The following is a 23,024-nucleotide window of genomic DNA, read 5'->3' as shown; positions in this document are numbered from 1 at the left end:
GCGGCCGACATCATCAAGGTGGCCATGATCGAGGTCGACAAGGCGCTCAAGACGACCGGGCTGGCGTCGCGGATGTTGCTCCAGGTCCACGACGAACTGTTGTTCGAAGTGGCCGACGGTGAGCGGGAGCGGCTTGAGTCGTTGGTGCGCGAGAAAATGGGCGGCGCATACCCGCTTGACGTGCCGCTGGAGGTCTCGGTGGGCTATGGCCGCAGCTGGGACTCCGCCGCCCATTAGCGGCCGACAACGACTTGCGCGAACCCGTGGCAAGAATTTCGGTGATTTTTTCGGGGTGATTTGACGCTCGGCCCAGATGAGGCGAGTTTGGCCAGCGTGTGCACAGTCGAGTAGCCTCGACGGAGTAGTCCGGCGACGATGCAGAGCGCAGCGCGATGCGGAGGAGCAGGGCGATCGAACAGAACCCGCTTTATCCCTACGACCCCAACCTGTCCGGAGCAACCCAACAATATGCCGAGTCCCACCGTCACCTCGCCGCAAGTAGCCGTCAACGACATAGGCTCGAGCGAGGACTTTCTCGCCGCAATAGACAAAACGATCAAGTACTTCAACGATGGCGACATCGTCGAAGGGACGATCGTCAAAGTGGACCGGGACGAGGTGCTCCTCGACATCGGCTACAAAACCGAAGGGGTAATCCCCGCCCGCGAACTCTCCATCAAGCACGACGTCGACCCCAACGAGGTCGTAACCGTCGGCGATGAGGTCGAGGCCCTGGTCCTCACCAAGGAGGACAAAGAGGGTCGCCTGATCCTGTCCAAGAAGCGCGCGCAGTACGAGCGCGCCTGGGGCACCATCGAGGCGCTCAAGGAGAAGGACGAGGCCGTCAAGGGCACCGTCATCGAGGTCGTCAAGGGCGGCCTGATCCTCGACATCGGGCTGCGCGGCTTCCTGCCCGCCTCGCTGGTCGAGATGCGACGCGTCCGCGATCTGCAGCCGTACATCGGCAAGGAGATCGAAGCCAAGATCATCGAGCTGGACAAGAACCGCAACAACGTGGTGCTGTCCCGCCGCGCCTGGCTCGAGCAGACCCAGTCCGAGGTCCGCAGCGAGTTCCTCAACCAGCTGCAGAAGGGCGCCATCCGCAAGGGTGTGGTGTCCTCGATCGTCAACTTCGGCGCGTTCGTCGATCTCGGTGGCGTCGACGGTCTGGTGCACGTCTCCGAGCTGTCCTGGAAGCACATCGACCACCCCTCCGAGGTGGTTCAGGTCGGCGACGAGGTCACCGTCGAGGTGCTCGACGTCGACATGGACCGCGAGCGGGTTTCTTTGTCGCTCAAGGCGACTCAGGAAGACCCGTGGCGGCACTTCGCCCGCACCCACGCGATCGGCCAGATCGTGCCCGGCAAGGTCACCAAACTGGTGCCGTTCGGTGCGTTCGTCCGCGTCGAGGAGGGCATCGAGGGCCTGGTGCACATCTCCGAGCTGGCCGAGCGTCACGTGGAGGTGCCCGACCAGGTGGTCGCCGTCGGCGACGACGCGATGGTCAAGGTCATCGACATCGACCTGGAGCGTCGCCGTATCTCGTTGTCGCTCAAGCAGGCCAACGAGGACTACACCGAGGAATTCGACCCGGCCAAGTACGGCATGGCCGACAGCTATGACGAGCAGGGCAACTACATCTTCCCGGAGGGTTTCGACGCCGAAACCAACGAGTGGCTCGAGGATTTCGACGTGCAGCGCACCGAATGGGAATCTCGCTACGCCGAGGCCGAGCGCCGGCACAAGATGCACACCGCGCAGATGGAGAAGTTCGCCGCGGCCGAGGCCGAAGCTGACCAGCGGCCGCAGGCCAACGGCTCGTCGAGTGAAGAGCCGCAGGGTGGCTCGCTGGCCAGCGACGCGCAACTCGCCGCGCTGCGGGAGAAGCTCGCCGGTAGCGCCTAACCCGACGGCGTAGCTGTCGATGCTTCGGATCGGGCTGACCGGCGGCATCGGCGCCGGTAAGTCGGCGGTTTCGACCACGTTTTCGCAGTGCGGCGGGGTCGTTGTCGACGGCGACGTGATCGCGCGCGAAGTGGTCGAGCCCGGCACCGAGGGACTGGCCGCGCTCGTCGACGCGTTTGGTGACGACATTCTGCTGCCTGACGGCGCGTTGAACCGTCCGGCGTTGGCCGCCAAGGCATTCACCAGCGACGAGACCCGCGCGACGCTCAACAGCATCGTTCATCCCCTGGTGGGTAAGCGTCGCGCCGAGCTGATCGCCGCCGTACCGGAAGATTCGGTTGTGGTGGAAGACATTCCACTGTTGGTGGAATCCGGGATGGCCCCGATGTTCCCGTTGGTTGTCGTGGTTTCTGCCGACGCGGAACTGCGCGTGGCGAGGCTGGTCGGACAACGCGGTATGGCCGAGGACGATGCTCGCGCCCGCATCGCGGCGCAGGCCACTGACGAGCAGCGTCGCGCCGTCGCCGATGTCTGGCTGGACAATTCGGGTACTCCGGAGGCGCTGACCAAGCGTGCACGTGAGGTGTGGGACGACCGCATCACGCCGTTCGCCGCCAACCTCAGCGCCGGCCACGTTGTTCGTCCGCCTGCCCGGCTGGTGGCTGCCGACCCGGCCTGGCCCGACCAGGCTGCGCGCATCGTCGCCCGCCTCAAGACCGCTTGTGGGGCAAAGGCGTTGCGTGTCGACCACATCGGTTCCACCGCGGTTCCGGGGCTGGACGCCAAGGACGCCATCGACATTCAAGTCACCGTCGAATCGCTCACTGCGGCCGACGAACTCGCCGCCGCGTTACGGTCCGCGGGTTACCCACGCATCGAGGACGTCACCAGCGACGTCGTTAAGCGCGGCGCACGCAGCACCGCGGAACGCTTCGACCACAGCGACGATGCGACGCTGTGGGACAAGCGGCTTTTCGCGTCGGCAGATCCGGGCCGCCCGACATTCGTCCACCTACGGGTGGCCGACTGGCCCAATCAGCAATTCGCCCTACTTTTTGTCGACTGGCTGAACGCCAACCCCGACGTCCGCGACGAGTACCTGGCCGTCAAGCGCCGCGCGGCGCAGGAAGCATCCCCGGACGGAGACATCAAGCGTTATCTCGGTGTCAAGGAGCCGTGGTTCCGCGAGGCATACGGCCGAGCGTGGGACTGGGCCGACAGCGCAGGCTGGCGGCCGTAGGCCTACGGGTTAGGCAGCGGTGCGCCGCAGGGCAGCACACCGTTCATCGGGTCGGAGCTCCCTGCGGCCGGCTGGACGAAATGATCGACTTGCGCGACGACGTTGTCGTCCACGTCGATCTCGCAATGCACGTTCGCCGCATAAGGCCAACGGACCGACACTTGCATGCCGGCTTGATTGGGATCGGCCAGTACCGCGTTGGCCTCGAACGCGCTGCCCGGCATCGAGCTCAACGCGGCGGCGTTCGTTTGGTTGACGTTGGTCACGAAGGTGGCTTGGCTGCCGGGGGCCACTCCGTCGACGCGGGCCTTGTAGGTGATGTTGTGCAGGTCGGCCCGAGCGGTCGCTGGAGTTAACTGCGAGCTGATCGCGGCGCCGGCCAAAGCGGCGATTGCGATCCATATGTGCATGGTGGAGCTCATGACAGCAGAGATTACGCGACGCGTTTTGGGCGGGTACTTCGTTGCCGGCAAACGTTATTGCAGTTGCCGGCAAACGTTATTGCAGTCACGCCAACTGACGAGCATGCGGCCGCCTGGAGGGTTATCCGCTTCCGCGGAGGGAGACGCTAGGGACCGCCGCGCCAGTGCTCGATGCGGTGGTGGTCGGGCGTGAACCCGTGGTTCACACCCCATAGCACGGCTTGAGTGCGACTGCTCACACCCAGCTTGCGATAGATCGTCCGAATGTAGGACTTCACAGTGTTTGGGCTCAGGTACGTCAGCCGCGCGACGTCGGCGTTGCTCATGCCCTGGGTGATCAATGCCAGAATCTCCGCCTCGCGTTCGCTGAGGCCTTCACCGCGGCCGGGCCAGTCCAGCCCGGGTGCGCTACGTGCTCGTGCTCCTACGTCGCTGACGACCACTTCACCGGCATGCACGGCCTCCAAGGCCGCGACCAGCTCGCGCGCGGGCAGGGTCTTCGACAGATACCCCTGGGCGCCGTGGCTTTGCGCGCTTTGAACGAGTTCGGGGTGAAAGTTCCAGGTGTAGACCACAACTCGGCGTGCCCGCGGATTAGCCACCAGTACCCCGATCTCTTCGTGATCGGATTCGGGTTGGGCGAATGAGTCGTACAGCACGATGTCGACCGCATCTTTGACGGACATGGTGGAGTCCAGTTCCGCGATCACTACGCGGTCGCGATACGGCTGCAGCATGTTGGCCACGCCCTTGACGACAACGTCATAGTCGTCGACGAGCGCGACGGTGATCGGCGCGCGAGATGGTTGTGGCATGCCAAGGAGATTACCTCCCTAGGGGTGTATTGCTACCTCCCTTACGGGTGGTCGACTGGTCTCGGGCCGACCGACCCGAACATCCGTCAACCATCATCTGAGGAAGGCTAAAACATGATCATTCTGGGCATCGTCTTGCTAGTCGCGGGATTTCTACTCAAGATCTCCATCCTGTGGACCTTTGGAATCCTGTTGCTCGTCGTCGGCGCAATCCTGGCAATCCTGGGCAGCACCGGACGGGCCATCGGCGGCCGTCGGCACTACTTCTGAACTGCCGGAAAACACGTCCGCTCAACATCACTCGTTATGCCACAAATCACAAAAAGAGGTTTGCGAACGCTCCGTTCGGGTTATTAGACGTAAGTCAGAAAGGAGTCTGTTATGCCCACTTGGGAATGGATCTGCATCGCTGCCGCCGCCGTCCTGGTGGTTGTCGCGGCGATTGTCGCAATAAGCATGATCAGCTTTCGCATCAAAACGAAGCGGCTCAAACAGCACTACGGCGGTGAGTACGAGCGGCTGGTATCCGACACCGGAAGCGAGAAAGGTGCCGTTCGGGAACTCACTACGCGAGAACGCGAGCATGGCAAGCTCGACATCGTTCCGTTGACGCCCTCGGCGCTTTCGGATTTCGCCGGCCGCTGGCAAAAGGTACAGGCCGAGTTTGTGGACAACCCCGCAACGGCTGTCGGTGTCGCCGACCGTTTGGTAACCGAGGTGATGCGTCAACGCGGTTATCCCGTCGACGATTTCGACCAGCGGGCCGCAGACATCTCGGTGGACCACCCGCAGATTGTCGAGAACTACCGAGCCGCCCACGGTGTCCATATCTCGCAGCAGCACGCCAACACCGAGCAGCAGCGGGAGGCGTTCGTGCACTACCGGGCGCTGTTCGAGACGTTGCTGGAGACCGACAAGACCGACAAGACCGAATCGCAGGAGCAAGCCCATGACCACGCATGAACAACAAACAGTGACCGATTCGCACGATGAGACCCCGATCCGCGTGTCGGACGCGCCGGCGACGGACGACGAGAGCACAGCCGTTGCGCCCGAACCGGCACCGGTTACCGACACAGCGGCACCCAGTGCCGAGGATCCCGGTGTGGAGCCGTCGAGGGCAGAACACGAATCGTCGACAGCCACGGCAGAACACGAATCGTCGGCAGCCGGAGTGCTTTTTGCCGGCGACAATCTCGCTGAGCTGCGTGGTCGATGGGCCGGCGTTCAGGCGGCCTTCGTCGATGATCCCAAAGAGTGCGTCCAGAAGGCGGACGGCTTGGTCTCCGATCTGGTCGAGCAGCTCACGGCTGGATTCGCCGAGACGCGGTCGCATCTGGAAGAGCAGTGGAATCGCGGTGAGGAGGCCTCCACCGAGGACCTACGCCTGGCCCTGATGCACTACCGGGAGTTCTTCGAGCGCTTGCTTGCGGTCTAAATCCGTTGTACTGCAACAGGTTACGATCTTCACCTCCATACCAGCTGCATGCCCTCGGTGGCGAGCCAACGCTGTAGGTCGTAACCGTGTCGGGACAGACCGTCGACGGCCCCGACCGCCCGCCGTATCGCCTGCTCGCCCACCTGGGGCGTCAGCAGGCCATGACGAACCGCGTCCAACAGCTCGTCGACGTCGGCCAAATCCACCCCGGCGTTGGTGCGGACCTCGAGATCGAGGTAGTGGTCTTCGGAACGCCACACGGATGGACCGGGCGTGTATTCGCCGACGTCGAGGTAATAGTCGTGATCGCGTTCGTGGCCGGGGTTGAAATGAAAGATGGTCGCCCGCAAACCCAGCGAGGGCAGCAACCACGACTCGAGGTAGTGGAACTGCTTGCGGCCGGGCGTCGGGCGGGCCAGGTAGAGGCCCCACGGATGCACAACGTAGTCATCGACCGCCCGCACGATGCCTTTCGGATCGGTGTTGGTGCGGGCGTTGAGGTCGAACGTCTCGCGCTTGGGTGGATGGATGACGTCACCTGACCGAAATCAGCGGCGGAGCCGGATCTTCCAGCGTACAAAGCCGGCGTAGAACACCGCCAGCGTGGCCAGCATGCCCATGTCGAACAGCCAGACTTTCCGCGTGTGCTGCCAGAACCGGTCTTGGGGGAGCAGCGAACCGGGCACCAGGTGCCGCACGTCGACCGTCGACGACGCCGCCGCGTAGCCCCAGCGCGCCGGCATCAGCCAAGACAGCTGGTCGAGCCCCAGCCGGCCGGTCACCGGGACCATCCCGCCGCACAGCACGAGCTGGGCCATCACCGCCACCACAAACAGCGGCATGATCTGATCGCTGGACCGAACCAACGACGAGATGGCCAGGCCGAGGATTGCCGAGGCGACACACGTTGCGGCGACCGTCGCGAACAGCTCGACGGTGGCCGCGAGGTTGGAGTGTCCAAGTAATACCGCTCCTCGGGTCGGTATGCCCTTGCCGATCATCACGATCGCGGTGATGATCGCCGACTGCAGGATCGCGAAGCCGCAGAACACCGCGGTCTTGGCGAGCAGGTAGGCCGTCGTCGACAGGCCAACAGCCTGCTCGCGCTGGAAGACGGCGCGCTCGCCGACCAGGTCGCGGATCGTCAACGCGGTACCCATGAAGGCCGCCGCCGGCAGCAACAGGGCCAGGATCTGAGCGGATTCGTCCGGGGTGCCCGCGTGCGGCGCGGGCACCCCGAATCCGCTCGACCCGGGAACGGTCAGCGACAGCGCACCCAGGATGAATGGCAACAAGGCCAGGAACACGAAATAGGCGCGGTCGGCCACCACCAGCCGCACCTGCCGGCGCGCGATCGTCGAAATCTGGCGCCGCAGGCTGGTGTGAACCGGTTTGCCCAGGTCGGCCGGCTGGTCCGTCGGTGCGGGCGGCGGGCCTTGGTCGCGCTCGAGGAAGCGGCGGTTGGCCTCCTCCGGGTCGGCTCCCACCTGGCTGAAGATTTTGGCCCAGTTGGTGGTGCCCATCGCATCACCGATCTGGTCCGGCGGGCCGCAATACGCCGTCTTGCCGCCCGGGGCCACCAACAGCAGCTGGTCGCAGGTGTCGAGGTAGGACAGCATGTGCGTCACCACGATGACCACCCGGCCGGCGTCGGCCAGTCGGCGCAGCATCGTCATGACCTGGTGGTCCAGCGCCGGATCCAGACCCGACGTCGGCTCGTCGAGGATCAGCAGGGACGGTCCGGTCAGCAGCTCGAGTGCGACCGACGCCCGTTTGCGCTGACCGCCGGACAGCTTGTCGACCCGGGTATCGGCGTGCTTGGTCAGGTCGAGTTCTCTGAGTACGCCGTTGACGACCTTGGCGCGGTCGGCCTTCGTGGTGTCGGGCGGCAGCCGCAGTTCGGCGGCGTAGCCCAGCGCCTGGTTCACCGTGAGTTGCCGGTGCACGACGTCGTCTTGGGGGACCATGCCGATCCGGCTGCGCAGCGACGCGTATTCGGCGTGGACGTCGTGGCCCTCGAAGGTGACCGAGCCGGAGCTCGGCGTGGTGTAGCCGGCGATCAACCTGGCCAGCGTGCTCTTGCCGGCACCCGACCCGCCAATCACGGCGGTCAGCGTTCCGGGACGCGCCGTCAGCGAGATGTTGTCCAGCAATTGTTTGCCGTTGTCTACGACGTACTCGACGCCGCGTACCTCCAGACCGCCGGTGCGGGTTTCGGTTTCGCTGCGGGGAACCAACATGCCGCCGCTGACGACCAGGTCGACGTTGCCGATGGTGACGACGTCACCTTCGCCCAGGACCGCCGAACCAACCCGGGTGCCGTTGACGAACGTCCCATTGCTGCTGCGGTCCTGGATCTCGGTGCCCAGCGGCGTGAGAACCAAGGTCGCGTGGTGACGGGAGGCCAGCACGTCGGCAACGACGATGTCGTTGTCGCTGGCACGGCCGATGGTGACCGAACCGGCCTGTTTCGCCGGCGCCACCGATCGCTGCGACAGGAACTTCACGAACCGCGTCGCAAGATTCGAGACGTCGCCGGACCGCGCGCCGACGACGGTCATCTCGGTCGGTGCCACCACTTGTGGCGGTGGCGCCGAACCCGCGTTGACCACAGTGATTTCGGCGGGCGGCGGGGTCGGCGGCCGCCGAGATACATGCACGTCGGTCGGCTGTTCGTACACCGGCTGTGAGGGCGTGTTTCGCGGATGCGGAGCCGGAGGCTGTCGCGGCGCTGGCGATTGCGGGGGCCTGCGGCCGTCCCTCCGCGAGCCGCCCGCCGGGCCCGGTGGCTGTGGACGCGGCTGGCCGGGCGGGGGAGGCGTCGACCACGAGATGGTGGACGGCTCGGTGTCCCGCGGCGACCCGGCCCCCGGCGGCCGACCCGCCCGTCCCCGATGCTGTCCGACCTCGAAGCTCAGCTGCGGTCCGCCGGCATTACCGATGTTGATGCTCTGGCCGTGGTGGATGTCGATCACCGGCCTGCGGTAGCCATTGACGAAGGTTCCGTTCACTGAGCCGTTGTCGATCGCCAGCCACTTGCCCTGTTCGAAGCGGAGGATCAGATGCTCGCGGGATATCCGCGGATCGACGATCCGGATATCGGCATCCTCGTCGCGTCCGATGACCACGTCATGGCCTACGGTAAACGTACGTTGCGACCCATCGTGCCAAATGGTCAGCATGGGCGGGGATGATCGACTCACCACTTCAGTATCGGCTGCCTTGCATGCAAGCTTCCACCGGCGCAGCTATGACTTCGCTATGTTTCGTGCTGGTCGGCTCTGTGAGCCCGCTCTGAGCAGGCCAGACGCCGATTCATAGCTGTTTCATAATCGGCACCAACACGGGCAACCGCATCGGCGGGCATCATGCGAGGAGTGAGTAAACTGCCTGCGTCCGCGTTTAGCCCGGCTTCGGCCGACACGGCGCCGGTGGTTGACAGTCTGAAAGCGTCTGGCGTGCAAACCTTTCCGCGGGACCCTTGACGCCGATCATTGGGTCCGCGCCGCTGCGCGCAGCGTGTTTGACGATAGGAGGGGGTGACGAAAAATGGATGAGGAGACGAACAACACCACGGAACGCTGGGATGTCGACCGGCGACCGGCAAGCGCGCAGCAGCGCGTGCGTAATGTGCTGCGCCGCGGCTACGAATCGCTCCCGCATTTGGCCGTCACCGACCTTCTTCACCGAGTGCCGCTGATCAGATCGGTGCCGAATCGCGGCGAGGCCGTAGGCGCAGAACATGGCCAGGCAAGCGTCCCGTCCATCGGGATGGGGAACCGTACCGCCTTTGCCGGCTACTCGATCTTGCGTCCGTTGGGCTCCGGTGGGATGGCCGACGTCTATCTCGCCAAGCACCCGCGCTTGCCGCGTCGCGATGCGCTGAAAGTCCTGACGAAGGGAATGACGGCGGACGACGAATTCCGTGAGCGATTCAACCGGGAAGCGGATCTGGCCGCGACGCTCTTTCACCCGCATATCGTCGCGGTGCACGATCGCGGTGAATTCCAGGGCCAACTCTGGATCGCGATGGACTACGTCGAAGGCACCGACGCAGCCCGACTGGTGAAAGAGCGTTACAGCAACGGCATGTCCGAACACGACGTCGGCGCGATCATCGATGCGGTCGCGGGTGCACTCGACTACGCCCACGTGCGGGGGATGCTGCACCGCGACGTGAAACCTGCCAACATCCTGGTCACCCATCCCGAGGATGACGAACGACGGATCTTGTTGGCGGACTTCGGGGTTGCGCGTCAACTCGCTGATATCAGCGGAATCACCGAGACCAACGTCGCGGTGGGAACGGTTGCCTACGCCGCCCCCGAGCAGTTGGTCGGGGGCAACATCGACGGGCGGGCCGATCAGTATGCGCTGGCCGCCACCGCATTTCACCTGCTGACCGGTGTGCCGCCGTATCGGCATTCCAACCCGGTCGCCGTGATCGGGCAGCATCTGCACGCGGCTCCGCCCAGGCTCAGCGACCACCGCCGCGATCTGGCCCGCCTCGATGATGTGTTCTTCAAAGCCCTCGCAAAGGATCCCGCCGACCGATTCGATCGGTGTCGCGATTTTGCGGCCGCCTTCAACGACAAAGTTTCTCGCCGTCGTGGCGCCCTGCGACAGCGCAGCGCCGCCTCGGTGAAGGTCGGCCGCAGGTTGTCGGTCAAGACCGGCATCGCCGCGGCGACGGCCGTCACGCTGGTCATCGCGTTGATCATCACCTGGGCCGTTTCGTTTTTCTCCTGGGATAACCCGCCCCAGCCGAACCCCGCGTCACCAGCTCGCTTCAATGCGACGTCCTCGGCGTCCGCGGTGTTGCCCGGTTCAAGCCCTTCCGCCGCCCATCCGGTACTCGACGGTGCCTATCGGTTGGACTACGACCGTGCAAAGCAGTCATCCAACGGCGTTATCCCGAACAACGGCGCGCAAACCAGTTGGTGGGCCTTCAATTCCGCGTGCACGCCCACCGGGTGCGCGGCCACTGGGACCAAGCTGGACAACGTCAGTCACCAAGCGGCAAAGGCCACCGGCACCGGCAACACCGGCGTTCTGCATTTCGTCGACGGGCACTGGCAGAGCGCGCCCCGAGAACTACAGACGCAGTGCCGCGCAGCACACGGAACGCAGACAGCGACGCAGTCCGAAACCGTGGTGTGGTCGTTGACACCACAACCCGACGGCACGCTGCACGGCGCGCAAACACAGACCGTGCAGAGTAATGAATGTGGCGCGCAAGGGGCGACGCTGCGGATTCCCGTCGTGGCGACACGGGTCGGCGATGTTCCTTCGGGTGTCGCCACGGCCGACCCCGCGCAGGCTTCCGCCAACACGGCTGTTCCCGCCACGGCATCGTCTGCGCCGGTGCTCGGTGGCGTGTGCAGCGACGTCGACAAGCTCGCGTACGACTCCACCGCCAATACCCAGATCGTTTGCGAATCCAACACCTGGGACAAAGCGCCCGCCACGACCGGCGTGCATTCCACCGGGACCTCGTGCAATGAGTCGAATGTCCCCGTCTTCGCCATGTCGAAGTCGGACGACGGGTACCTGATCCAATGCGATCCCGGAACCCTGGTGTGGACCCGTCAGCACCAATGACACTTGTCGTAGTGCGGCTTCTCCTCCGTGCGCGCGGCATCGTCGCCGCACGTGTCAGTAGTCCCGCCTACCCTGGTAGGCATGGCTTTCGCTACCGAGCATCCGATCGTCGCCCACTCCGAATACCGCCCTGTCGAGGACATGGTGCGCGTCGGCGGGCACTTCGAGGTGGTCAGCCCGCATGACCCGGCCGGCGACCAGCCCGCGGCTATCGAAGAGTTGGAGCGGCGAATTCAGGCGGGGGAGCACGACGTGGTGCTACTGGGCGCCACCGGTACCGGAAAGTCGGCAACCACCGCATGGCTCATCGAGCGGCTGCAGCGCCCGACGCTGGTGATGGCGCCGAACAAGACGCTGGCCGCCCAGTTGGCCAACGAGCTTCGAGAGATGTTGCCGCACAACGCCGTCGAGTACTTCGTCTCGTACTACGACTACTACCAGCCAGAGGCGTACATCGCGCAGACCGACACCTACATCGAAAAGGACAGCTCGATCAATGACGATGTGGAGCGGCTGCGGCACTCCGCGACGTCGTCGCTGCTATCGCGGCGCGATGTCGTGGTGGTGGCCTCGGTGTCGTGCATCTACGGCCTGGGCACACCGCAGTCCTACCTGGACCGCTCCGTCGAGCTGAAGGTGGGCAGCGAGGTGCCCCGCGACGGGCTGCTGCGGCTGCTGGTCGACGTGCAGTACACCCGCAACGACCTGTCGTTTACGCGTGGCTCGTTCCGGGTGCGCGGCGACACCGTCGAGATCATTCCGTCCTACGAGGAATTGGCCGTCCGCATCGAATACTTCGGCGACGAGATCGAGGCGCTGTACTACCTGCATCCGCTGACCGGTGACGTGATCCGCAAGGTCGACTCGCTGCGCATCTTCCCGGCCACCCACTATGTGGCCGGTCCCGAGCGGATGGCCCGCGCGATCTCCACGATCGAGGACGAACTCGCTGAGCGGCTGGCCGAACTGGAGGGCCAGGGCAAGCTGCTGGAGGCGCAACGGCTGCGGATGCGCACCAACTACGACATCGAGATGATGCGCCAGGTCGGGTTCTGCTCCGGCATCGAGAACTACTCGCGACACATCGATGGTCGCGGGCCCGGTTCGCCGCCGGCGACGCTGCTCGACTACTTCCCGGAGGATTTCCTGCTCGTCATCGACGAGTCGCATGTGACCGTGCCGCAGATCGGGGGCATGTACGAGGGCGACATGTCCCGCAAGCGCAACCTCGTCGAGTACGGGTTCCGGTTACCGTCAGCGTGCGATAACCGGCCGCTGACCTGGGAGGAATTCGCTGACCGGATCGGCCAGACGGTGTACCTGTCGGCAACCCCGGGCCCGTACGAGCTCAGCCAGTCCGGCGGGGAGTTCGTCGAGCAGGTGATCCGGCCGACCGGCCTGGTCGATCCGAAGGTCGTCGTCAAGCCCACAAAGGGTCAGATCGACGACCTCATCGGGGAGATCCGCAAACGCACCGAAGTCGACCAGCGCGTGCTGGTGACGACGCTGACCAAGAAGATGGCCGAAGACCTCACCGATTACCTGCTGGAAATGGGCATCCGGGTGCGCTACCTGCACTCCGAGGTCGACACGTTGCGCCGCGTGGAGCTGCTGCGACAGCTGCGGCTCGGTGACTACGACGTGCTGGTCGGCATCAACCTGCTCCGGGAGGGTCTGGACCTGCCCGAAGTGTCGCTGGTCGCGATCCTCGACGCCGACAAGGAAGGGTTCCTGCGCTCGTCGCGCAGCCTGATCCAGACCATCGGCCGCGCCGCCCGCAACGTGTCCGGCGAAGTGCACATGTACGCCGACACGATGACCGACTCGATGAAAGAGGCGATCGACGAGACCGAACGCCGGCGCGCCAAGCAGATCGCCTACAACGAGGCCAACGGCATCGACCCGCAGCCGCTGCGCAAGAAGATCGCCGACATTCTCGACCAGGTCTACCGCGAGGCCGATGACACCGAAACCGTCGAAATCGGTGGGTCCGGACGGAACGCGTCGCGGGGCCGCCGGGCCCAGGGGGCGCCGGGACGAGCGGTCAGCGCCGGCGTGTTCGAGGGTCGCGACACCGCGAGCATGCCGCGAGCCGAGCTGGCCGACCTGATCAAGGACCTCACCGAGCAGATGATGGCCGCGGCGCGGGACCTGCAATTCGAGCTGGCCGCCCGGTTCCGCGACGAGATCGCCGACTTGAAGAAAGAACTGCGCGGAATGGACGCCGCCGGTCTGAAATGATCGGCCGCCGATGCGCGCGCGAGGTCGGCGTCTTGAACTCAACTGCGGTTGAGCCCATACCGTGGTGCACGTGACCGACGCGACGAGCGCGACCGAAACCGCCAGCAGTTGGCGTGTGCTGCTGGGCCCCCGGTACTTGGGCACCTCGACATTGCTGGCCGGCGGGGTGGCGCTGTACGCGATCAATGAATTCCTGACCATCAGCCTGCTGCCGAGCACCGTCGCAGAGATCGGCGGTGAACGGCTCTTTGCCTGGGTGACAACGCTTTACCTGGTCGGCTCGGTGGTGGCAGCCACCACGGTCAGCGCGGCGCTGCGGCGATTCGGGGCGCGTGCGTCATACGTGTTGGGACTGGCGGTCTTCGGGATCGGCAGCGTGGTGTGCGCGGCGGCTCCGGATATGGTGGCGCTGCTGGCAGGCCGGACCTTGCAGGGGGTGGCCGGCGGGCTACTGGCGGGACTGGGCTATGCCGTGATCAGGGCCGCCCTGCCGCAACGGTTATGGACCCGGGCTTCCGCACTGGTATCGGCGATGTGGGGCGTCGCAACGATTGTCGGGCCGGCCACGGGTGGCTTTTTCGCGCAGTTCGGGCTGTGGCGTTGGGCGTTCGGTGCGGTGGCGATGCTGACCGCGGCGATCGCCGCACTGGTCCCGATGGTGCTGCCCGCGGGCCGCGCCGATCCCGGCGGCGCTGCACCGGCGCTGAAAATCCCGGTGTGGTCGCTGCTGCTGTTGGGGACGGCCGCGTTGACGATCAGCGTCGCCCAGGTCCCACACAACAACGTCGCGACGGCGGGGTTACTTGCGGCCAGCGTGCTCTTGGTGGCGGTGTTCGTGGTGGTGGATCGGCGGATGTCAGTCGCGGTGTTGCCTTCCGGCGCATTCGGTTCCGGTCCGCTGAAGTGGATCTATCTGACGATGGCGCTGCTGATGGCCTCGGCCATGGTCGACATGTACGTGCCGTTGTTCGGGCAACGACTGGCACACCTGGTTCCCGTGGTGGCCGGTTTCCTGGGCGCGGCGCTGGCGGTCGGCTGGACCGTCAGCGAGATCGTCAGCGCATCGCTGAGCAGCACGCGGGTCATAGCCCGCGTTGTCGCCGCCGCACCGCTGATCATGGCCGTGGGTCTGACGTTAGCCGCGGCTACCCAGGTGGATAACGCGCCGGTGGGCGTCGCCGTGGTGTGGGCGCTGGCGTTGACGATCATCGGGACGGGCATCGGGGCGGCCTGGCCACACCTATCGGCGTGGGCGATGCAATTCGACGACGACGACGCGGAAGAAGGCGGGGCGGCCGCCGCGGCGATCAACACGGTGCAGCTGATCTCCGGAGCGTTCGGCGCGGGCCTGGCCGGCGTGATCGTCAACAGCGCGCACGGCGGTGCGGTGATGGCGGCCCGTTGGCTGTTCGCGGTGTTCGCGGCTTTGGGCGTGGTGGGCACAGTGGCGTCCTACCGGGCGAGTCGGGGACAGCGCTGACCCCACACGCCGTCGACGTTGGCGAGCACTTGCGCCTGACTGGAGTCAGCGGACCGACTTGATGACCTGAGTGCGGTGGAATTGCCAGCGCTCAACGATGCGAAACCCGACCAGCTTTGGCGTCAAGTACGCGGGTGCGTGGCCCAGCACCTTTCCCGGTGGCAGCGATGTTCCGCTTTGGTGATTCGGCAACTTCGTGTCATGCGTCGAAATCGTCCACAGCGTGGTGCATTTGTACAGCCGACCTACCACCAGCCACACCGCGACGTGGCCGTCCCAGAGGGTGCCACGCTCGGACGCGCGCTGACCACGACCGACGTCGACCAACGGCCGGTAGGCCGCCGGCCGGGCGGCAAGGAGGGCGCGGATCGGACCAGGTAGCCAATCCACCGTGTTATCGACCAAGAGGCAGTCCCCGGGTGCGGCGTGGGCGCTGATAACGTCGGCAACGTCGCTGTAGTCCCAGCCCTCTTTGGCGTACCGCTGCCGTTGCGACAGAAGATAATTCGGCAAAGCGGCCGCGGTGAGCACTATCAGCACCAGGGCGATCCATCGCGGCTTGCGTACGACCGCCACGATGCAGACAGCCAGCACGACCGCCATCGCCGGCGTGGTGAAGAACAGATAACGCGGGTAGTAAAACGGTTCGAACGCCGAGTAAATCAGGCTGATGGCAGTAGGCACCACGATCCATGCCGCGCAGATGATCAGCACTCGGCGGGTATCGCCGGCCGACGCCCACCGACCCGTCAACCGAATCGTCAGCGCGGCAACGAAAATAAGCGCCGCCAGGATCGCGAATGGGACACTGTTGTCGAAATATTGATGTTGCACGACGTCGAGGATGGTGTGCCATTTGAGCCGTGAGATCCAGGCGACCTGAAAGCTTTGGCCGTGCGCGAACAGCATCAACGGTGTCATCGCGCCCACCGCCACCAATGATGTGATCGCCCACCGCAGCACCACCGATTTTCGGCGCCGCAGTACCGGTGTAACTACGGCATAGGCCGGGACCAGCAATACCAGGTAGACGTTCAGCAGTATCGACAGCATCAGCGCGAACATGTAGAGCAGCCACAGCCGCCACCTGTTTCGCCGTATTGCGGTGACCAGCAGCACGGTCAACCAAACCGCCGCCACCGCGGTCAAGGCGTAGGAGCGTCCTTCGACACCGGCCCACGTCACCCGCGGCAAGATCGCGAAGACGACGCCCGCGCACACCGCGACGGTCCGTGACGTGAACAGCTTGGCGAAGACGACCACGCCGGCCGCCGCGGCTCCCACCGCCAGACAACTGGGGACCCGCGACCAGAACTCGGTCGGCGGGAAGACAGCGAACCAGCCGTGCATCACCAGGTAGAACAAACCGTGCACGGCGTCGATGTGGCCCAGCAGCCGCCACAGGTCGGGCAATGAGCGGCTTGCCGAGGCGGAAATGGTCGCACTTTCGTCGAACCACAGTGACGGCCCGCTCGCCGCCACGTTGCTGACGACGGCGGCCAGCAACGCGACCGCAAGCGGGTCGAGTAGCCTGCCGCGAGGTTGTGGCCGCGAGTAGCTCGCGGCGACAGCCGTCTTGGGCTTGTCGATCGTCTGCGTGATCATGATGTCTGTCACTGTAAAGGCTCTGAGGTGAACCTGATTACCCGTAGTGCCTGGCCACAATCCGTTCTGCTGCGGGTAACCGAGGTCGGCGAGCTGACCCACCGCAACCCAATACAGTAAAATAGCCTGTCCGCCAAGCGATTTAAGCAGTACCAGATACTTGTCGGCGTCGATTCCGGTGGAATTTCGGCCCGGAGCCGCCCGGAGCCGCTCGGTACGGCGATATCGCCGCTGCGTCGGCGTGTCTCAAATCGGACCATTTGGATCGGGCGAAGCGATTAGTGTCTTGGGTTGGCGTAGCAACCGACAATTTGGAGGGTAAATGAGCGCCTATCGGACCGTGGTGGTGGGAACCGACGGGTCGGACTCGTCGCTGCGCGCGGTAGAAAAGGCGGGCTCCATCGCCGGGCCGGACGCAAAGCTGATCGTCGCGACGGCGTATTTGCCCCAGCAGGACGATCAGCGGGCCGCCGACGCCCTCAAGGGCGAAAGCTACAAGGTGTCGGGTAGCGCCCCGATTTACGCGATCCTGCGCGAGGCGAAGGAGCGGGCCCTGGCCGCGGGCGCCACGAACGTCGAAGAACGGTCGGTTGTCGGCGCTCCGGTCGACGCGCTGGTCGGGCTGGCTGAGGACGTCGGCGCCGATCTGCTCGTCGTCGGCAACGTCGGCCTGAGCACGATTGCGGGCCGGTTACTGGGATCGGTGCCCGCGAACGTCTCGCGTCGGGCCAAGGTCGACGTGCTGATCGTGCACACCACCGCATAACCGCTCGTCAACGGTGGCCTGGACGCCGGACCTCGCCGCCGCGCCGTGAGCCGTCAGGCGGTGGCGAGGTCGTGCCGCGCGAGCCGAAACGTTCGGCTCAGCCGGGCCGGCCGCGTCGTGAGCGTCACCTCCACCGTTCCACTGGGTGTGATGACGTAGCGTTCCTCGACGTCCGGGCCGTCATCGCTGCGCCGCACCGGCCGGCGTTGCAGGTCGTCGTCGTCGTCGAGATCCGGATCGAACGGGAAGAACACCGGGTCATACGGTGTCACGTCGCCGTCGGGGCAGCCGTCGCGCAGCCGACTGCACTCCACGAAGCGGAAGTGCCCGATGTTGTGCACCGCGCGGTAGGTGCGGGTGACGATGAACGGCGGCTGACCCGCGGTGGGCAGCTCTGCGCCTTTGGGCACGATCGGGTCGAAGCAGACATCCTCACCGGCGAGCGCTTCCCGAAAGACCCCGAAGTGTCGTGAAAGACGTTCGGACAGAGCAAATCCCGCTTCTTTGTCGAGGAAGACCGCCAGGCCGATGGCCGTCGCCGCGAACGGGTGCAGGGACCGCTTGACGCGCTTGTCGTCGAACGCGGTGCGCAGCATCCGGGCGACCAGTGGGAAGCTCCCGGCACCGCCCACCACATAGATGCCGGCCACCTCGGACCAGTCGATGTCGTCGCCGTCCGGATCGTGCAGTACGCGGGACAGGACTGCGACGGTCTTGTCGACAAGCGGCCCACAGGCCGCGTAGACGTCATCGATCGGGCAGGAAAACGGCGGCTTGCCGACCGCCGACAGGTCGACGAGGAATCGGCGCGTGTTGGGGCCAACGGCTTCCTTGCGGACCGCGCACTCCTCGAGCAGCAGCTCACGGGTTGCGGCGTCGAGCTTGCGGAGCTTAGCGCTTTTGCGTACGAGCTTGAGGATCGTCTCGTCGAAGTCGTCGCCGCCGAGTCGCTGGATGCCCTCGCTGATGACGACCTCGTTCAAGCGTCCCGTCATCTTCAGCAGCGACGCGTCGAACGTGCCGCCGCCGAGGTCGTAGATGAGCACGTGCTCCCGCTTGGTGGTAATCGTCGAGCGGTATCGGTGGGCATACTCGAAGCCCGCCGCGGACGGCTCGTTGAGCAGCGCGATCACCTCGAAGCCGGCCTGTGTGAACGCGTCCAGCGTCAAGAAGCGCTGGGCGCTGGACGCGTTGGCCGGCACGCTGATTGCTGCCTCGACACGCTCACCCGGCGCCAGTTCGGCGTGCGAGCGCGTCTGCAGGTCGCTCTTGAGCTGGGCGAGAAAGCCGGTGAGCAGGTCGGCTAACGGATAGTGACGCCCCGCCAGTTCCACGGTGGTCCGCGGTCCGGCGTCGTTGAGCAACCGCTTGAACGACCGCAGCACCGCCCAGCCCGGATCGTGACGGGCGGCGGCTGCGTCTAAACCGAAGCGAAGTTCTCCGGCGTCGTTGGCGGCGATCAGCGACGGCCAGGTGTCGACGCCGTCGAACGACACGACGGGATAGTTACCCCGGTCGACGACTGCCGCGACCGTGTGGGTTGTGCCGAAGTCGATCCCGACCCTCATCGCGGTAAGTTTAGGCGCTGCAGCGCGTTTCGCGACCGCTATTCACCAACCCGTTCGCGCCAATCGCAGAGCCTTTTCCGCGGCTCTGGGGCCGACGAGGGAACAAGGTCACCAACCATTCCTGCTATTCGGCCCTGTTGCGCGGTGCGCCGACCGCGATACGACGGACGATTCAGATATCCACCCACACACCGATCTGCGACCCGATGAGCGTTACTTCTCCGCCGGCGCTGGCACTGCCTTGGGGCAGCACGGGTGTTTGGTCGTAGGGTTTGCCATCTGCGTTGATGAAGAAGAGGCGCTTGCCTGGCAGGTTCTGGTAGATGATTGCGAAGGAGGAGCCGCCGTAGTTGAACGTCCCCATCTCTTGGCCCTTGGTGACGGTCGCGCCTTTTTTCATTTTCAGATCGAAGGTGATGGTGGAGATCTCGCTCATGCCGAGTGGTATGCAGCAGACGTGTCCGTAGTCCTCGGTTTTGAACACGATCACTCCGCGTGCGTTCACCTCCGCGAGGTAGGGGAGAGAGGCAGTGCTGGCTCCGCCGAAATCGGGGATTACGAGTTTGCTGAAGAATGCTCCGGGGATTGCTAACGGGTCGAAAAGTACTTCCCCGTTGGCGGGGCACCACCATCTGTGGAAGTTGTAGGGGTTCAGATAGGTTTGGAAGACGTAGCCGCCGTCGAAGAGGTCGACCAGTCCGTAGCTGTCGATGACGGCTTGCTGCTCCGGGATGGGCGAGCTGAGGATGTCGGCTATCGAGTACCTCATATCCTTGAACCAGAAGACGTCTCGTTTGGAGGCGTCTGGTTGCCACCGGAAGAGGGACCCGTCGTTCGGACTGTTGACGATCCGGTTGGTTTCTGGGTGCGCGATGGGTCGTTCTTTCTCTGGGTTCTCGAACTGTCTTGTAAAAAAGGAGTTCCAGGATTTCCAGTAAGGCAGCTCGGGGGAGTCCTTCTTCCAGATGCGGAAGTCGTACTGCTTTTTAGCTGCAGGGGAAAGCCATTGTTCTCCTTCGACACGGAATCCGATGTCCGATGCGGGGGTCTCTAGGAACTCGTACCACTCGTTGAGGATGGCGGACATCTTTTCGTTGAACATCGGGAGCCGGAACAAGGTCGCGCCACTGAAGGTGGGATCGATTCCTACTACCCATGCCGAGAAGGGGACCCCAACGAGCTCGTTGTTGACAAACCGAGGCGGGTGACTCAAGAGCTCGTTGAATCCGTTGAGGAGCGCGTCCTTGTCCTCGATTCGAGGCACACCGACCTGTTGACCTTGGTGAGCTTCGATCATGTTCAGGTTTTCCCGGCAGGCGCTCTCGACGAGGTATTGAATGATCTCGTTCTGATCGATGTAGGCATTCAGCTCCTGAACGCTTTTGGCCCAGGGCTTCTTATCCGCTGCGAGAACTTGCTCGAAGAATGCTCGCATCGCGGGGCTGCCGGCGTGTGGCAGCCACTCGCTCTGAAGGTTGAAAGGGTACCGGGGGTCTGAGGCCAGGTAGTCGTGGATTGGGTAGATCGCTGTTGGGCCTTGCGGTGACTCAGCCATCCGTTTCCTCTGACGGATAGCAGCGTCCGGCCAGCTCCAGAGTTGTTCGCGGTCCGGCGTCGCTGAGCAAACGCTTGAACGACCGCAGAACCGACGAACCCGGGTCGCTACGGACGGCGGCCGCGTCCAACCCGAAGCGAAGTTCGCCGCCGTCGTTGGCGGCAATGAGCGATGGCCAGGTGTCGACCCCGTCGAACGACACGACGGGATAGTTACCCCGCTCGACGACCGCCGCAACCGTATGCGTTGTGCCAAAGTCGATTCCCACCCTCATCGCGCTGAGTTTAGGCGTCGCTGAACGGATTTCGCCGCGCTTTGGCTCGGCCGCCGCGCCCGCCGACCAGATGCCAAGGTGCCCCGGCCGGTCACCCGGCCCGGGGCACCATCGCAGGGAATCGAATCGTCGCAGCCGCACTACGTGTCCAGCGGCGAGCCGCTGGGCGGCGAGCCCCCACTCGATCGGATCGGAAATCCGTCAACGGCGCGCTGATCGATTCCGATTAGGCGTTCAGCTCAGACAGCAGGGCTGAAGAACTCGAAAGTGGGCGCTACAAACTCAAACTGATTTCCGGCGGCGCTCGTAATATCGAGGAGTTCAGCTTCAAATACCGACTCGTAACTGTTAGTACCGATGCTGAAAATACTACTGCTCTCATCCCCAAAGCCGAATGCTTCTTCCCCGGTTGGAAGCGTCTCGGTGGTCGTTGTGGTCGTCGGCAAGCCGCTACCGTCCCACGTTGTGTCGTAAGTGACCTCAGTACTTCCCTCGCCAATTGTGAATTCGCTCGTGTACTCATTGGTAGGGACGAGGGCAGGGAGAGCGAAGGCGTCGACGCTGGCGGCAGGGAGAGGGAGAAGGAAGTCGGTGTCGTCGGCGCTGGCGATGGGCGCGGTGCTCACGAACGCCGCGGCGGCCAGAGCTCCGGCGGCGGCGCCGAGCCCGGCCGCGATTCCATGGCGAAATGTCATGCTACTCATGGGGTGCTCCTATCTTTGGCTCAGGCTTCTCTCAGGTAGCGCAAATGCTAGCCAGGGTATTGGTGACGGTCAATACTTTGTGACATTTTTTTATTTGAATTATCTGCGGCAAAGCGGAACTAATAACTTGCAAAATTATTCCAGTCGATAATGATCGTTCCGATCGAGATAATTATGAGAAAAAATCATTAAGCAGCGCAACGATCCCGGGGTGTGCCACGGCGCTGCGGGTCGCCCGGGAGACGATGTGGGCGGTTGCGCAGCTCAACCACCATGCGTAACCCAGATGGCGAACCTGGACGCGCGCTGCAATTTCCGGGTGTCGAATCGATTGGCGGGGCTACGCTGTGCGCATGTCAGGGGGGTCAGCGACCGATCACAGTCTTGATATCGGCATGCTGCTGTCCCAGTTGGGCTATCGCTCTGCCGCGCTGTTAGCTGAACAGCTGTCGAATATCGAATTGACGCCGGCGCACGCCGGAATTGTGCGCGCCATCGCGGCACAGTCGGGTCAATCCCAGCAGGCCCTCAGCGCTAATCTCGGCGTGACCGCCAGCCGGATCGTTGGGTACGTCGACGACCTCGAGAAGCGCGGCTATGTCGAGCGCCGCCGCCACCAGACTGACCGCCGTCTGCACGCCCTTTACCTCACCGAAGCCGGCAGACAGTTCATTGCCGAGCTTTCAGAGCTGTTCCGCCAGCGAGAGCGGCGGCTGGTATCGCAGCTTGACCAGGAACAATGCGATGAGTTGCGCGAGCTCCTGGCCAAAATTGCGCAACAGGAGGGCCTCACGCCGTTCGCCCACCCCGGTTATCGCACTGACCCTCCCATGCCCTTCGGGTGATCTCCGCAACCACATCGATCGGTTTACCAGCCCCGCTCGCGCCAGTCCGCAAGGCTCGGGCGCTCGGCGCCCAAGGTGGTGTCGTCACCGTGGCCGGGGTAGACGGGCGATTCCATCGCGGCGTCAACGCGGCGTCCGGGGGCGATTCGTAGCCGTACCGGAGCCGTACCGCGCCCGTACCAGCGACGAGGGATTTTCCTGTCTTGCAGGCGAAATGGGCGCCTGCAGCTACCTGTTCCCGCTGGTCACGGATAACCGCACTACCGTTCTTAAAATCCGCACAGTCTGGGTTCGAGTCCCAGTGGGGGCACTGGATAAGGCCTCGTCAGGACGAGTACGCGTGAGCCGGCCAGTTTCTCGGGCGAGTGCGTCGCGGCGTCGTCGCGGCGCGTTGCGGGCAGACGGCGGCGAGGTCGGCGGGCTAGCTAGCTAACTTCGCGCGGCCAGCGCGGCAGAGCGGCGGGCCTTGCGCTGAAACGTTTTGCAAGCGTCGTTCGCCGCTGATCGCTCAGGTCGTCCCGGTCATCGTTCAAACCTGGAAAATTCGAGACCATGATCTCCGCCA

The 23,024-nt window shown here is 64.5% G+C and carries 19 protein-coding genes and 2 pseudogenes; 11 read left to right on the top strand and 10 right to left on the bottom strand.

Features of this window, described 5'->3' with window-relative positions; translation table 11 throughout:
• From VKI00_RS10200 to coaE, 3 genes are all read left to right on the top strand, one after another.
• On the top strand, nucleotides 1–237 hold a 237-nt coding region (locus VKI00_RS10200), incomplete at its 5' end, for a DNA polymerase (RefSeq protein WP_324437289.1).
• Nucleotides 238–468: 231 nt separating this feature from the next.
• The gene (gene rpsA / locus VKI00_RS10195; RefSeq protein WP_324437287.1) at nucleotides 469–1,905 is read left to right on the top strand and encodes a 30S ribosomal protein S1; all 1,437 of its coding nucleotides are present in this window, start codon (nucleotides 469–471) and stop codon (nucleotides 1,903–1,905) included.
• 19 nt (nucleotides 1,906–1,924) lie between these two features.
• On the top strand, nucleotides 1,925–3,145 hold the full coding sequence (gene coaE, locus VKI00_RS10190) for a dephospho-CoA kinase (protein ID WP_324437285.1): 1,221 nt from the start codon (nucleotides 1,925–1,927) through the stop codon (nucleotides 3,143–3,145).
• Nucleotides 3,146–3,147: 2 nt separating this feature from the next.
• Here coaE and VKI00_RS10185 read toward each other — a convergent pair whose 3' ends face one another.
• Nucleotides 3,148–3,567 (bottom strand): hypothetical protein, encoded by a 420-nt coding sequence (locus tag VKI00_RS10185; protein WP_324437284.1) that lies wholly within the window; start codon nucleotides 3,565–3,567, stop codon nucleotides 3,148–3,150.
• Between the two features lie 146 nt (nucleotides 3,568–3,713).
• Nucleotides 3,714–4,382: a response regulator transcription factor gene (locus VKI00_RS10180; protein ID WP_324437282.1), complete on the bottom strand. Its 669-nt coding sequence runs from the start codon at nucleotides 4,380–4,382 to the stop codon at nucleotides 3,714–3,716.
• Between the two features lie 114 nt (nucleotides 4,383–4,496).
• Here VKI00_RS10180 and VKI00_RS10175 point away from each other — a divergent pair, with 114 nt between their 5' ends.
• From VKI00_RS10175 to VKI00_RS10165, 3 genes are all read left to right on the top strand, one after another.
• Nucleotides 4,497–4,652, top strand: coding sequence for a DUF6131 family protein (locus VKI00_RS10175; protein WP_324437280.1), 156 nt, complete (start codon nucleotides 4,497–4,499; stop codon nucleotides 4,650–4,652).
• A gap of 111 nt (nucleotides 4,653–4,763) precedes the next feature.
• Complete coding sequence (locus tag VKI00_RS10170) at nucleotides 4,764–5,345, top strand: hypothetical protein (RefSeq protein ID WP_324437278.1); 582 nt, start codon at nucleotides 4,764–4,766, stop codon at nucleotides 5,343–5,345.
• Nucleotides 5,332–5,820, top strand: a complete 489-nt coding sequence (locus VKI00_RS10165) for a hypothetical protein (RefSeq protein WP_324437276.1) — start codon at nucleotides 5,332–5,334, stop codon at nucleotides 5,818–5,820. The genes VKI00_RS10170 and VKI00_RS10165 overlap by 14 nt, the downstream gene beginning before the upstream one ends.
• A 29-nt stretch (nucleotides 5,821–5,849) precedes the next feature.
• On the opposite strand, the gene VKI00_RS10160 is transcribed toward VKI00_RS10165, so the two are convergent.
• Nucleotides 5,850–6,284 carry a DUF402 domain-containing protein gene (locus VKI00_RS10160; protein WP_324437274.1) on the bottom strand — a complete coding sequence of 145 codons (435 nt, stop codon included), beginning with the start codon at nucleotides 6,282–6,284 and terminating at the stop codon, nucleotides 5,850–5,852.
• Between the two features lie 84 nt (nucleotides 6,285–6,368).
• A complete protein-coding gene (locus tag VKI00_RS10155; protein ID WP_324437272.1) occupies nucleotides 6,369–9,002 on the bottom strand; it encodes an FHA domain-containing protein in 2,634 nt (877 codons plus the stop codon).
• Between the two features lie 367 nt (nucleotides 9,003–9,369).
• Here VKI00_RS10155 and VKI00_RS10150 point away from each other — a divergent pair, with 367 nt between their 5' ends.
• From VKI00_RS10150 to VKI00_RS10140, 3 genes are all read left to right on the top strand, one after another.
• On the top strand, nucleotides 9,370–11,421 hold the full coding sequence (locus VKI00_RS10150) for a serine/threonine-protein kinase (protein ID WP_324437271.1): 2,052 nt from the start codon (nucleotides 9,370–9,372) through the stop codon (nucleotides 11,419–11,421).
• A gap of 81 nt (nucleotides 11,422–11,502) precedes the next feature.
• On the top strand, nucleotides 11,503–13,662 hold the full coding sequence (gene uvrB, locus VKI00_RS10145; RefSeq protein ID WP_324437269.1) for an excinuclease ABC subunit UvrB: 2,160 nt from the start codon (nucleotides 11,503–11,505) through the stop codon (nucleotides 13,660–13,662).
• A gap of 70 nt (nucleotides 13,663–13,732) precedes the next feature.
• The gene (locus VKI00_RS10140) at nucleotides 13,733–15,142 is read left to right on the top strand and encodes an MFS transporter (protein WP_324437266.1); all 1,410 of its coding nucleotides are present in this window, start codon (nucleotides 13,733–13,735) and stop codon (nucleotides 15,140–15,142) included.
• Nucleotides 15,143–15,187: 45 nt separating this feature from the next.
• Here the strand turns inward: VKI00_RS10140 and VKI00_RS10135 are convergent, their stop codons facing one another.
• Nucleotides 15,188–16,747: a glycosyltransferase family 39 protein gene (locus VKI00_RS10135; RefSeq protein WP_324437265.1), complete on the bottom strand. Its 1,560-nt coding sequence runs from the start codon at nucleotides 16,745–16,747 to the stop codon at nucleotides 15,188–15,190.
• A gap of 322 nt (nucleotides 16,748–17,069) precedes the next feature.
• Between VKI00_RS10135 and VKI00_RS10130 the strand changes: the two genes are divergently transcribed.
• Nucleotides 17,070–17,513 (top strand): universal stress protein, encoded by a 444-nt coding sequence (locus VKI00_RS10130; RefSeq protein ID WP_324437262.1) that lies wholly within the window; start codon nucleotides 17,070–17,072, stop codon nucleotides 17,511–17,513.
• Nucleotides 17,514–17,566: 53 nt separating this feature from the next.
• Here VKI00_RS10130 and VKI00_RS10125 read toward each other — a convergent pair whose 3' ends face one another.
• The 4 genes and pseudogenes from VKI00_RS10125 to VKI00_RS10110 form a co-directional block, all read right to left on the bottom strand.
• On the bottom strand, nucleotides 17,567–19,081 hold the full coding sequence (locus tag VKI00_RS10125; protein ID WP_324437260.1) for an Hsp70 family protein: 1,515 nt from the start codon (nucleotides 19,079–19,081) through the stop codon (nucleotides 17,567–17,569).
• Nucleotides 19,082–19,253: 172 nt separating this feature from the next.
• A complete protein-coding gene (locus tag VKI00_RS10120; protein WP_324437258.1) occupies nucleotides 19,254–20,636 on the bottom strand; it encodes a phophatidylserine decarboxylase associated domain-containing protein in 1,383 nt (460 codons plus the stop codon).
• A 16-nt stretch (nucleotides 20,637–20,652) separates the two neighbouring features.
• Nucleotides 20,653–20,910, bottom strand: a pseudogene (locus tag VKI00_RS10115) (Hsp70 family protein); the annotation flags it as partial.
• 239 nt (nucleotides 20,911–21,149) lie between these two features.
• Entirely contained in the window at nucleotides 21,150–21,614 is a 465-nt protein-coding gene (locus tag VKI00_RS10110; protein WP_324437256.1) for a hypothetical protein, read from the bottom strand.
• 395 nt (nucleotides 21,615–22,009) lie between these two features.
• On the opposite strand from VKI00_RS10110, the gene VKI00_RS10105 reads away from it, so the two are divergent.
• Entirely contained in the window at nucleotides 22,010–22,459 is a 450-nt protein-coding gene (locus VKI00_RS10105) for a MarR family winged helix-turn-helix transcriptional regulator (protein WP_324437254.1), read from the top strand.
• A 23-nt stretch (nucleotides 22,460–22,482) separates the two neighbouring features.
• Here the strand turns inward: VKI00_RS10105 and VKI00_RS10100 are convergent.
• A pseudogene (locus tag VKI00_RS10100) lies at nucleotides 22,483–22,572 on the bottom strand (MBL fold metallo-hydrolase); the annotation flags it as partial.
• Nucleotides 22,573–23,024 lie beyond the last annotated feature (452 nt).

This window comes from Mycobacterium sp., assembly GCF_035314665.1.
Taxonomy (GTDB): Bacteria; Actinomycetota; Actinomycetes; order Mycobacteriales; family Mycobacteriaceae; genus Mycobacterium.
The sequence above is the reverse complement of the archived record's forward strand: the minus strand, read 5'-3'. Positions and strand labels throughout refer to the sequence as shown.

Coding starts and splice junctions, on each gene's coding strand:
- VKI00_RS10155 (WP_324437272.1), bottom strand. CDS start 9,002: ATGCTGACCATTTGGCACGATGGGTCGCAACGTACGTTTACCGTAGGC.
- uvrB (WP_324437269.1), top strand. CDS start 11,503: ATGGCTTTCGCTACCGAGCATCCGATCGTCGCCCACTCCGAATACCGC.
- VKI00_RS10180 (WP_324437282.1), bottom strand. CDS start 4,382: ATGCCACAACCATCTCGCGCGCCGATCACCGTCGCGCTCGTCGACGAC.
- rpsA (WP_324437287.1), top strand. CDS start 469: ATGCCGAGTCCCACCGTCACCTCGCCGCAAGTAGCCGTCAACGACATA.
- coaE (WP_324437285.1), top strand. CDS start 1,925: ATGCTTCGGATCGGGCTGACCGGCGGCATCGGCGCCGGTAAGTCGGCG.
- VKI00_RS10150 (WP_324437271.1), top strand. CDS start 9,370: ATGGATGAGGAGACGAACAACACCACGGAACGCTGGGATGTCGACCGG.
- VKI00_RS10125 (WP_324437260.1), bottom strand. CDS start 19,081: ATGAGGGTCGGGATCGACTTCGGCACAACCCACACGGTCGCGGCAGTC.
- VKI00_RS10135 (WP_324437265.1), bottom strand. CDS start 16,747: ATGATCACGCAGACGATCGACAAGCCCAAGACGGCTGTCGCCGCGAGC.
- VKI00_RS10120 (WP_324437258.1), bottom strand. CDS start 20,636: ATGGCTGAGTCACCGCAAGGCCCAACAGCGATCTACCCAATCCACGAC.
- VKI00_RS10130 (WP_324437262.1), top strand. CDS start 17,070: ATGAGCGCCTATCGGACCGTGGTGGTGGGAACCGACGGGTCGGACTCG.
- VKI00_RS10165 (WP_324437276.1), top strand. CDS start 5,332: ATGACCACGCATGAACAACAAACAGTGACCGATTCGCACGATGAGACC.
- VKI00_RS10185 (WP_324437284.1), bottom strand. CDS start 3,567: ATGAGCTCCACCATGCACATATGGATCGCAATCGCCGCTTTGGCCGGC.
- VKI00_RS10170 (WP_324437278.1), top strand. CDS start 4,764: ATGCCCACTTGGGAATGGATCTGCATCGCTGCCGCCGCCGTCCTGGTG.
- VKI00_RS10175 (WP_324437280.1), top strand. CDS start 4,497: ATGATCATTCTGGGCATCGTCTTGCTAGTCGCGGGATTTCTACTCAAG.
- VKI00_RS10110 (WP_324437256.1), bottom strand. CDS start 21,614: ATGAGTAGCATGACATTTCGCCATGGAATCGCGGCCGGGCTCGGCGCC.
- VKI00_RS10105 (WP_324437254.1), top strand. CDS start 22,010: ATGCTGCTGTCCCAGTTGGGCTATCGCTCTGCCGCGCTGTTAGCTGAA.